Below are 11218 nucleotides of genomic sequence, written 5' to 3' on the forward strand. Positions count from 1 at the left end.
AAAGCCGCCTGAAAGGGCGGCTTTTTTTATTTTTAGAGGACGATAGTCCTTGAGGGATGCCAGGCAGGGAAACGGCAAAAGAATTGCATTCATAAGCGTTATCCATTAAGATAGCAGGAGAATTACCTGCAGATGTAAAAGGGATAATTTGCTGAATTGATGCGGGCATAGCGGACAAACCGCAGGTGACGAAAGGAAGAATAGATATGGCTAAGAAGGTAAAAGTATCGGAATTGGTACAGAATTTTCAACTTGAAGTCGTATCCGGACATGAAGGTCTGAAAAGACCGATTACAGTGGATGACCTGAACCGTCCGGGGCTGGAGATGGCCGGTTATTTTGAATATTATCCGGAGGAGCGCGTTCAGCTGCTGGGTAAGACGGAGCTTGCTTTTTTCTCCATGCTGCCTGAAGGGGAGCGTGAGAGCCGGCTTCGCGGAATCTGTAACGACAATACTCCGTGTATCGTAATTACAAGAGGATTGGATGTACCGCAGGAGCTGATCGATATTAGCAATGAAAAGGGGCTTCCGGTGCTGCGGAGCGCCATGGCGACTACGATTTTCTCCAGCAGACTGACAAGCTTCCTGGAGGGCCGCCTCGCTCCAACGGCAACGATCCATGGCGTTCTTTGTGACGTATACGGTGTAGGTATGCTGATTACAGGCAGCAGCGGGATCGGTAAGAGTGAAACTGCACTTGAACTGGTCAAACGCGGCCACCGGCTGATTGCCGATGATGCGGTAGAGATCCGCCAGACTTCAGATAATCAGCTGCATGGTACGGCGCCCGAGCTGATCCGTCACCTGCTGGAAATCCGCGGCGTCGGGATTATTAATGTAATGACCCTCTTTGGCGCAGGTGCGATCCGCAATCACAAACGGATTACGCTGGTGGTGCGTCTGGAAGCCTGGCAGCAGGATAAACAATATGACCGGCTTGGTCTGGATGAGGAAACAACACGGATCATTGATACCGATATTCCTCTCGTAACGATTCCGGTGCGTCCGGGACGAAATCTTGCCGTTATTATTGAAGTGGCAGCCATGAACTACCGCTTGAAGCAGATGGGCTTCAATGCAGCCCTGCAGTTTACCAATAAACTTACAGCCACCATTTCTGAAGATATGGATGATCTGGACTAGGAGTGTGAGACGATGTTTTATTCTTTGGCGATTGATCCGATCGTGTTCTCGATCGGTTCACTGCCGGTTCACTGGTACGGCCTGATTCTGGGATTCGGCGCACTTGCCGGACTGTTCCTCGCGATCCGCGAAGGGAAGCGGTTTAATATCCCGCAGGAATTCTTCATGGACCTGCTGCTGCTTGGTGTGCCTTCAGCCATCATCGGCGCGCGGATTTATTTTGTAGCTTTTATGTGGGATGACTATAAGGATAATTGGATCGATATCTTCAAAATCTGGAACGGCGGGATCGCCATTTACGGTGCCCTGATCGGGGCGATTATCTGCGGTATTATTTATTTCCGGCGCAAGGGATATCCGTTCTGGAGAATCGTTGATATCTGTGCACCGGGACTGCTTGCCGGACAAATGATCGGCCGCTGGGGTAACTTTATCAATCAAGAGGCTTACGGTGGTGTTGTAGCGGAATCCTTCCTGCGCGACAAGCTGCATTTGCCGGACTTTATCGTGAATCAAATGTACATAGGGGATGCGTTCCATCATCCCACTTTCCTGTATGAATCGCTTTGGAGCCTGCTGGGAATCCTGCTGCTGATGGTGCTGCGCCGTCAGAAGTTTGTACGTGCAGGTGAAATTTTCTTATCCTATTTCATTTGGTATTCGATCGGCCGCTTCTTTATCGAAGCACTGCGTACAGACAGTCTGGCCTTCAACGGAAGCAGCGGTGTAGCATCGCTGATCAACGGCATGTGGAAACCGATGGAATGGCTGGGCTTTGAACAAGGCTATCTCGACCCGGCTTACGGCAATATCCGGATCTCACAGCTGCTGGCGATTCTGATCATTGTTGTCGCAGTCGTGCTGATTATCGTCCGCCGGGTGACCGGGCAGGCGAGTGCACACTATTCGGATCCCATTGTCAGCACCAAAGGGACCACAGCAGATGCTGTAGTTCCTGATCATGCAGCTCATACAACCCAGAATGCTTCCCAGGCCAGACCGGCGGAACAAGACAAGCCTGAGGGCGGCACACCAAAGGAGTAATCTCTGCAATGATAGAATGCGTACTTTTTGATCTGGACGGTACAATTGTAAATACCAATGAGCTGATCATCAATTCATTCATGCATGCGCTGAAGGAAAACAATCTGTCTCCCCTGACAAGGGAGCAGATTATTCCCTATATGGGTACAACACTGCAGCAGCAAATGAGCGCTTTCTCCGGGATTGAGGATACAAGCGCCCTTGAGCTCTCCTACCGTGCCTACAATAATGCACATCATGATGAACTGATTGCTTCCTTTCCGAATGTGACGGAGACGATGGAGGAGCTGAGACGCCGCGGAATCCGCATGGGCATTGTGACGACGAAGATCCGTCCGACGACGCTCAGGGCGCTGGAGATGTTCGACCTGCTGAAATATATGGATACCATTGTCACCGTCAATGATGTCACGCATCCCAAGCCCCATCCGGAGCCGGTGCTGACCGCTGTCCGCAGCCTGAACGCTGATCCGGGCAGAACCCTGATGGTAGGCGACAGTGCCGTTGATATTCAATCCGCCAAGGCGGCGGGGGTGCTTGCAGCAGGAGTGGCCTGGTCACTCAAAGGTGAGGAGACGCTGCGCCAATACGATCCGGATTATATCATCCATGACATGACCGATTTATACGATATCGTAGGCAAGGGATGAAGCCATGGTGAGAAAAGTAACCCGCTATCCGGTGGAAGAGCATAACGCACTTTGGCATATCTACCGAACAGTCAGCCCGTGGAAGGGCGTGCGTAATTTTATTTTTATCCAGATTGCCCGGTACTGCCCGATCCTGCCGCTCAAGAACTGGATTTACCGCCGGCTGCTTGGGATGAAAGTGGGCAAACATACGGCGTTCGGGCTGATGGCGATGGTGGATGTGTTTTTTCCGGAGCTGATAACGGTCGGTGAAAATTCTGTGATCGGCTATAACACGACAATTCTGGCCCATGAATACCTCATCAAGGAGTATCGTCTGGGCGAGGTTATTATCGGGGAGAACGTACTGGTCGGTGCCAACAGCACCATTCTTCCGGGTGTAACCATCGGGGATGGATCGGTGATTGCAGCAGGCTCGGTCGTGCATAAGGATGTGGCGGCTGGAGCTTTTGTCGGCGGGAATCCGCTGAGGGAGCTGCGTCCGGCTTCTGAAGGTCCAATAGAAGAATAATGAACGGGTTAAGACCCTGCTGTTTCATATTGCGTGTACCGGCGCAGGAACGGCAGGGTATTTTATTTTCGGGAGTTGCAGGAAATTGAGCCAAACATTAAGAAACCTTTAAGTATCTGCAAAACCAAAGAAGCGTTATACTTGTACATAGCCGGAACATCAGATTGTGCAAGGGCGCCCGGCATAACCAAATATCAGAGTGAAAATACAGCAGGGACAGGCTTCCTGATATCTCACATCCAGACCTTCGTGCTTGGCATCCAATTGAACAGCCATCATAAGCAGAGAAGAGGAACTCTATTGTGAATGCGGCCCCTCAGGAAAGACTGCCCCAGCTGGATATTTACCGCGCTCTGGCGATTATTGGCGTACTTCATGTGCATGCTTCATCTTTTGCAGCCGGTGAGCAGGCGCTTCAGTCTCCTTACTACTACTGGCTCAACTGGATCAATATTTTTTTCAAATTCGGTACGCCGTCATTTATTTTTCTCAGCAGCTTTGTGCTGTTCTACAATTACTACGGACGTCCGGTAACGCGCAGCCTGATCGGGAATTTTTACCGCCGCAGACTGAAATATATTCTACTGCCCTATTTACTGGCATCGGTCGGGTATTATGGCCTCACCTTGTATGTGAACGGGGAGTTTATGCAGCATCCGGCAGAGAATCTGACAGGTTTTCTTAAGGCGCTGTTTACAGGTTCGGCATATGCGCATTTGTATTTTGTATTCATCAGCATCCAGTTCTATCTGCTGTTTCCGCTGCTCCTGAAGCTGCTGCAAACCTCACGGGTTTGGGTTCGCTGGACAGTTCCGCTCGGGCTTGCGCTGCAGTGGGGGTTTATCCTCTGGAACAAATATCAGCTGCATATCGTGGAAAAGGGCAGCCTGTCCATTTCATACCTGGCTTATTATATGTTGGGTGCTTATATTGCAATCCGGTTTGAGGAAGTCAAGCCGTGGCTGATGAAGCCGTGGAGGGAGCTGACGCCTTGGCTCAAACGGTTCACGCTAATGCTGGTCGTCTGCTGGCTGGGAGCGGCTTTTGCACATGTGCAGCTGTGGTATCAGGCCCGCCATTTTGGAAACTGGAAGGATTCATTGTGGTATGAGCTGCTGTGGAACCTGCATACGATGCTGTCTGCGCTGATGCTGCTGTACTTGGCATTCATGATTTACAGGAAGGTGCCGCGGGCCATAGTGGCTGCGCTGACACGGCTCGGAGAGCTGTCTTTTGCGGTCTATCTTATCCATCCGCTGCTGCTTGCTGTGTACAGAAGATTCCGCTTCAGTATACCGGTCGATTCACTGACTTATGTCCTGTTTATATATGGGGGACTGTTGGTGGCGCTGGGCGGAAGCTGGATCATTGTGCATTTTGCGTTCCGCCGGCTGCGCTGGTCGTGGATGGCTATCGGCAGTGTGCCGCGTTCGCTGGCTCCGCAGGTGCTTAACGTAAAGGGGCAGGGGATGAGCTTGCCGCAGGCCGGGGAAGAGAAGCAGGGGCAGAGCGTGTAGGGCTGCAGAACTCTTTTGACAGAGGAGATTAATTATTACGGGCATCCCAGAAGAACGGGGCTTTACAGGAGGAAAGTTATGAGTCAGAAAGAAAGAATTCCGCAGCTGGATATCTTCCGGGCGGTTGCGATTTTTGCAGTGCTGGCGATTCATGCCACTTCACGCACACTGGCGGAGACTACGGGAACATCGCTGTTTCATCCGTTTTTGTTCATCAACAAGTTCAGCCAGTTTGCGGTGCCATCGTTTGTGTTCCTGAGCGGATTCGTCCTGTTCTACAACTATATCGACCGTCCGCTGACCGGCAAAATGCTGGGCAAGTTCTATAGCCGCAGGCTGATCTATATTATTGTGCCTTATGTGGTGTTCTCCCTGCTGTATTTTGTGCTCAAAATGAATGCAGGCAATACGTGGGGCATGCCTCTTGATGAGATGGTGCGGAAAATGGGCAAATATTTGCTGACCGGAACCGCGTACACGCATTTGTACTACATCATTATTATCATCCAGTTCTATGTGCTGTTCCCGCTCTTTTTGTGGTGTCTGCAAAAGGTCCGCCGGCTTGCCGCCTGGGCGCCTGTAATCGGGCTTGCGCTGCAGTGGGGATTCGTCCTGCTGAACAAATATATGACGAACCACGGATACTGGCAGTTGTCCAAGGGCAGCCTGGCGATTACTTATTTCTCCTACTTCCTGTTAGGTGCGGCTGTGGCAGTCTATTACGGACCGCTCAAAAAATGGCTGATTCCCTCCCGGGAAGGCTGGCGCTCTGCTAAGGGAGCAAGCTGGATCGTGCTGTGGCTGCTGTGGGCAGCTGCAGGGATTGTGCACGTGGAGCTGTGGTTCAACAACTATACCAAAAAAACAGTCATCAACAGCCTCTGGTATGAAGGCTTCTCCAATCTGCACGCGCTGCTGTCCTGTCTAGTGCTGATGCAGCTGTCATTCCTGCTCTACGGAGCCGGACGCAGCCTGCTGACGAAACTGCTGGTCTCTGCCGGTGCCTGCTCATTCGGTATTTATCTGCTTCATCCGGCAATATTGTTCTACTACAGAAAGCTGCCGTTCCATGGCGGTTCCCTTGCGTACACAGCAGCAATATTCGGCGGCTGGCTGGCTGCTCTGGGGATTTCCTGGATCGTCGTTGCTTTTGTATTCCGCTATTTCAAGCTGGGCTGGGTGCTGTTTGGTTCTGCGCCGCAAAAGCCGAAGTCCAAGCTATCGGCCTAATCATAAAACGCCGGCTTCTCCACAGATGTGGGAGAAGCCGGCGTTTTTTGTTGCAGGCATGATTATAGATTTACTACATGCAGGATTATTCTATCGTTTCTGAAGCAGCCTCGATATCATTGTAAGCCCAGTGAGCTGTACTGACGTCCTTCCAGGTAGGCGTTCCGGAAATATTGGATGACGTCCAGTTAAACAGTTTGTTAAGAACGGTAACCGCTTCTGCCCGGGTGATGATCTGACCCGGACGGAAGGTGCCGTTACTGTATCCCTGCATCAGGCCTTTGGATTGTGCGGCTGCGATATCACCGGCCGCCCAGTGCCCCGCAATATCGGAGAACGATTGTGCGGTTGCAGCAGCAGGCTGATCCGCTGCGTATCTGGCGGCAATCGTGGCCATTTGCGCCCGGGTAATGCCATCATTCGGATTAAAGTTTCCGTTCTTGTCCCCGATCATCAGTCCCTGTGCAGTGATGAACCCGATCTGATTCCGGGCCCAGTGTGCAGCAGTGACATCCGGATAGGTAACAGCTTGTGACTGTGTACCACTGTCGTTCAGCAGTCTTGCCAGCATGGTTGCCATCTGCGCCCGTGTTACAGCACCTTCCGGTCTGAAGGTTCCGTCCGGGAAGCCTTGAATATATGGCGTGCGGCTGTTGACTGCCGGAGCCTCAGGAGTATTGGAGCTGCTATCGCCAAGCTGGCTGCTCAGATCCATTCCCTGCCAGCTTAACAGGGCGAAGGCTCCCCGCGGGTTAGCAGCAAACCGGATTCCTGGTGCACTGGTCCCTGTGGAGATGATCTCTCCTGAGAGCAGTTCTGAGCTGTTGTTACCCTGCTCAGCATATACAGCGAGTGACTTCAGGAAGCTGTCTCTCTGCTGAGTCTCGGCAGGCAAAGTCACTCCATTCAGCGGCAGCACAATGGAAACTTCGCTTCCGCCGGTCATATTGGTCTCTACCTCGACAGGTGTAGCTACAACCGTAGGCTGAAGCTGGGCAGAGATGTTCTGTACTGGTTCCGCCTGCAGCGCTCTTTGGCTGACGATATCGCGCTGCTGCTGATTTTTAACTGGTGTAAAGCGGAAATACAGATCATTATTCTGGGCTGCCAATGCTTCGTGAGGCACTACAGTCTCAATATAGCTTGTTGTAATGCCCAGATTAAGATCAGCCTGCTTGATGGCCTGCAGCGCTGCTGCAGGGAGTTGAACATTGAGTACATCTGCCGGGGTACCGGCATCCGGGACTGTAATCCGGAGGCTGTCTCCGCCGCTGTTCCGGATTTGGTTGACAGCTTCACTTGTTCTGTCATTTGGCAGAGTAAGCGTATCGCTGATTACACCATTCGTTACCGTTCTTGTTACATTGACAGGCAAGGTTCCGCCATTTCCAATGGACACAGTGGCTGGTATCGGTGTTGCGGTTGGTGACGCTGTAGCAACTGGAGTGCTGCCGCCGGAAGACGATCCACCAGTGCCCGGTGTCGGGTCAGTAGTTGGCACCGGTGTTGGCGATGCCGATGGTTCAGATGTTGAAGTTGGTGCAGGTGTTGAAGTTGGCGCCGGTGTTGATGTTGGAACTGGTATTTCTGTTGGAACTGGTGTCGAAGTCGAACCTGGCGTTTCAGTTGGAACTGGTGACTCCGTTGGTGTTGGTGCCTCTGTCGGTGTCGGCTGGGTAGCTTCAGGTACAACTACATTGCCTACAGAGAACAGATATCCAGCTGCTGTGACCGTAACGGTGTAGGTCTGTCCTTCGTCAAGGGCAGCCTCTACCTGATACGTTGTGCCGCCATCGGTTGTAGTCACATTAGCTGCTATGGCTCCGCCGCTAAGCGTAAAGTTGCTGGCAGTGAGACCTGGTACAGCTTGGTCTAAAGTAACTGTGAAGCCGGTTGTAGCTGGAGTGCTGATGGCTCCAGTTATGGCGACGGCTTCAGGTACGATTACATCACTTACGTTGAACCGGTACCCGGTTTTAGTAATTTCAACGGTATAAGTTTCGCCTTCAGAGAGAGCGGCTTCTACCTGGTAGGTCAGACCGCCATCTGCCGAAATGACTGAAGAAACTGCAGTTCCGCCGCTAAGCGCAAAGTCACTGGCAGTAAGGCCCGGTACAGCTTGGTCGAGCGTGACTGTGAAGCCGGTTGTACTCGGAGTGCTGATGGTTCCAGTAATGGCGACAGGCATCGGCACGGTAATATTGCCAACAGTAAAGTGGTATCCTGCTTCTGTAATCGTAACAGTGTACGTCTCACCTTCAGAGAGCACTGCTTCCACCTGGTAAGTTAAGCCTTCGTCAGCAGTGGTTACACTATCCACCGTCACTCCGCCGCTAAGGGCAAAATCGCTGGAAGTAAGCCCCGGCACGGCTTGATCCAGAGTGACTGTAAAGCCAGTTGTGCCCGGATTGCTGATGGTTCCGGCCACCTCGGTCGCCGGCGGAACTACTACATTTTCAACTACAAAACGCAGACCCGGTTCCATGATTGTAACGGTATAGGTTTCTCCGTCAGTAAGATCCGCCGATACCTGATAGCTTAAATTGCTGTCATCAAGCGGCGTGATGCTGTTCACCCTCATAGTATCGTTAAGAACAAAATACATATTAGTATATAGTAGCGCCATCCGGTCTAACGTGATCGTAAAACCGGTAGTTGATTCATTGCTGATGGTTCCGTTAATTAAAGTCTCAAAAGGGGTATTCACATTCCCAACTGTGATCCGGTAGCCTGTTTCCGTAATCGTTACTGTGTACACTGTACCGGGGGAAAGCGAAGCATTCACCATATACGTCAATCCGCCATCGGCTGTATTCACGGAAGTCACTGTAGCACCATTATTTAGCGCAAAATTGCTGGCAGTAAGCCCCGGCACGGCCTGATCCAAAGTAACTGTAAAGCCATTTGTACTTTGATTGCTGATCGTTCCAGCTACAGCTACAGGGACTGGAACCGTAACGCTCTCTACAGAGAAAAGGTAGCCTGGGTGCCTAATCATAACCGTGTACGTTTCACCCTCGGTAAGGTTAGCTTCTACCTGATAGGTAAGACCGCCATCTACAGTAGTCACGTTGCTCACCGTAGCTCCATTGCTTAGCGTAAAGTCACTTGCCGTAAGCCCAGGAAACGCCTTGTCCAAAGTGACGGTAAACCCAGTTACGCTCTCTGCACTAACAGCGCCGGTTACGATTTCTAAAGCTCGGGATGTGAGCATCAGGTTTCCTGCACCCAGAACCATGAAGTTTCCATTAATTGTTTTAATATTTTTAGCAGCAGAGTTATTCCCAATTGAGTAGGGAGCCCACTTCATTCCATCTGAAGAAATGTACCACTCTACCCCAGTCCCGCTGGCAAGGAATAAGTTATTGGCGTAAGCAGTCATGGTTGGAATAAAGTCGACTGGATCCATATTCAGTCGTGTCCAGGTTCTTCCGTCAGGCGAAGTAAGACCGTAACTTAGATTGTCATTGACTGTAATACCATAAACGTAGAATTCACCATTAGCGTATAGCATTTCATATGACTGAAACCATTCCGAACTCGGAAGTGCTGGCACCGTGGCCTTTGTCCATGTAAGGCCATCGATCGAATAGATGACTGTACTATAGGTAGTGGCTACAAATAGCCCATCTGCAAATACAACATCCTTAACAGAGTAATCAAAATTAACAGTTCTGGTGGTCCAAGTAAGGCCTAAATTCGTCGAAGAGAATACGTTATTTGTATTTTCACTTACAACTATAAGGTTTCCGTTACCGTAGGCCATACCAGTCGGGCTTATGCCAGCCAATCCTGAAGGAGTCCGTTTTTCCCAGATCCGTCCGTCTGTTGATATCATTACCGAAGATTCATCAAAGGCAATGAAATGATCTTCAGCAAAAATGACTCTTGGAACAGTTCCAGAGTTTGAGGGAAATGTGGAGGTTTGCCAGTTTTCAAAATCGTTAGAATAGGAGATGTAAGTTCTGTAATTCAATGTACCTACCCGTACATAAGTACCATTGCCATAAGCAATATCTGCTATATCAGGCAAGCTTCCTGTCCAGGACTCTCCATCCAATGTTGCTGAGATTCCGAACTCACTTACAACAACCATCCTGTCTGAGCCAATAGCGTAACCCGTGATCTCGGGGGTCGTATTAGTAGTGTTGGTCGTCCATTCAGATATACTGGTTCCCCCTGTAGACGAAGTGTACACCGTTTGACCTAAGATACGGTACTTTCCATTGTAATAAGCAAATTCAACAGGAAGAGTTGTAGTGAGGATTTTTGGCCATGTTGGCGTACTTGGATTCACGGAGCTAAGCACATGGCCTCTATGTGTTGAATTAACGCTATCTGTTATAGCAAAAAAACGGTCGTTAACAAAGGTTAAGCTACTAATCATTGCAGGACCGAGGTAATACAGACTGACTCTGGACCATGGCCCGGATGGGCTGGTGCTGACCAAAATGGTACCATCGGTAGCTGTATGGGAAATTGCATATTTCCCATTTCCATAAGTGATTCCGGTCATGCTTACCATAATTGTTTTACCCGTGCTGTCTAATAAGGGTGTTCTCGTCCAAGATTCTCCGTCTGAAGAGGTCACCATATCTCCTGAACTACCGACCGCTATAAACTGACCTTCAATAAACCGGACATCCATTAGCGGTGAAGATACTCCTGATACTCTGGGAGTCCAGCTCTTTCCGTCAGGTGAGGTCAGAATCGTCCCGTCTGCTCCTACCACTACAAATTTATTGGCTCCATAAGCGGCTCCATAAAATGTAGTTGTGTTACTGTTCTCCATTACGTCACTCCAAAGCTTACCGTCTTCGGAACGCACGATGTTACCAGTAGTTCCGGTTGCGATATAAATACCCTGTCCATAGGCTGCCGCCCTGTATGCATTACTCTGTAGTCCTGCGTTCCCCTCAAATATTAGGCCAGGATCTTCCTGAGGGGGAACCTCAACTGCACTAACAGGCTGCAAAGGCCATTGCACAGCCAGCAGCACCATGGCCAGACACAGCACTAATCCTCGTTTCAGCGATTGGTACATTCGTTCAACTCCTTCTCGGTTATATCGGGTCACCAGTAAACCCGGTTTAATATCCTAACTACCCGTAAGCAGATGAG

At 50.4% G+C, this 11218-nt stretch carries 7 protein-coding genes; 6 read left to right on the forward strand and 1 reads right to left on the reverse strand.

Features of this window, described 5'->3' with window-relative positions:
• The first annotated feature begins 206 nt into the window (after window positions 1–206).
• From hprK to C2I18_RS12800, 6 genes are all read left to right on the forward strand, one after another.
• On the forward strand, window positions 207–1145 hold the full coding sequence (hprK, locus tag C2I18_RS12775; RefSeq protein WP_249901529.1) for an HPr(Ser) kinase/phosphatase: 939 nt from the start codon (window positions 207–209) through the stop codon (window positions 1143–1145).
• Window positions 1146–1157: 12 nt separating this feature from the next.
• Entirely contained in the window at window positions 1158–2189 is a 1032-nt protein-coding gene (gene lgt / locus C2I18_RS12780) for a prolipoprotein diacylglyceryl transferase (RefSeq protein ID WP_249901530.1), read from the forward strand.
• A gap of 8 nt (window positions 2190–2197) precedes the next feature.
• Complete coding sequence (gene ppaX / locus C2I18_RS12785; protein WP_249901531.1) at window positions 2198–2839, forward strand: pyrophosphatase PpaX; 642 nt, start codon at window positions 2198–2200, stop codon at window positions 2837–2839.
• A gap of 4 nt (window positions 2840–2843) precedes the next feature.
• The gene (locus C2I18_RS12790; RefSeq protein WP_275100980.1) at window positions 2844–3350 is read left to right on the forward strand and encodes an acyltransferase; all 507 of its coding nucleotides are present in this window, start codon (window positions 2844–2846) and stop codon (window positions 3348–3350) included.
• Between the two features lie 302 nt (window positions 3351–3652).
• Window positions 3653–4867 carry an acyltransferase gene (locus C2I18_RS12795; protein WP_249901532.1) on the forward strand — a complete coding sequence of 405 codons (1215 nt, stop codon included), beginning with the start codon at window positions 3653–3655 and terminating at the stop codon, window positions 4865–4867.
• 78 nt (window positions 4868–4945) lie between these two features.
• Complete coding sequence (locus C2I18_RS12800) at window positions 4946–6097, forward strand: acyltransferase (protein WP_249901533.1); 1152 nt, start codon at window positions 4946–4948, stop codon at window positions 6095–6097.
• 85 nt (window positions 6098–6182) lie between these two features.
• Here the strand turns inward: C2I18_RS12800 and C2I18_RS12805 are convergent, their stop codons facing one another.
• On the reverse strand, window positions 6183–11141 hold the full coding sequence (locus tag C2I18_RS12805; protein ID WP_249901534.1) for an S-layer homology domain-containing protein: 4959 nt from the start codon (window positions 11139–11141) through the stop codon (window positions 6183–6185).
• Window positions 11142–11218 lie beyond the last annotated feature (77 nt).

Origin of the sequence: Paenibacillus sp. PK3_47, assembly GCF_023520895.1 — a bacterium.
GTDB lineage: Bacteria > Bacillota > Bacilli > Paenibacillales > Paenibacillaceae > Paenibacillus_AQ.

Coding starts and splice junctions, on each gene's coding strand:
- hprK (WP_249901529.1), top strand. CDS start 207: ATGGCTAAGAAGGTAAAAGTATCGGAATTGGTACAGAATTTTCAACTT.
- lgt (WP_249901530.1), top strand. CDS start 1,158: ATGTTTTATTCTTTGGCGATTGATCCGATCGTGTTCTCGATCGGTTCA.
- ppaX (WP_249901531.1), top strand. CDS start 2,198: ATGATAGAATGCGTACTTTTTGATCTGGACGGTACAATTGTAAATACC.
- C2I18_RS12790 (WP_275100980.1), top strand. CDS start 2,844: ATGGTGAGAAAAGTAACCCGCTATCCGGTGGAAGAGCATAACGCACTT.
- C2I18_RS12800 (WP_249901533.1), top strand. CDS start 4,946: ATGAGTCAGAAAGAAAGAATTCCGCAGCTGGATATCTTCCGGGCGGTT.
- C2I18_RS12805 (WP_249901534.1), bottom strand. CDS start 11,141: ATGTACCAATCGCTGAAACGAGGATTAGTGCTGTGTCTGGCCATGGTG.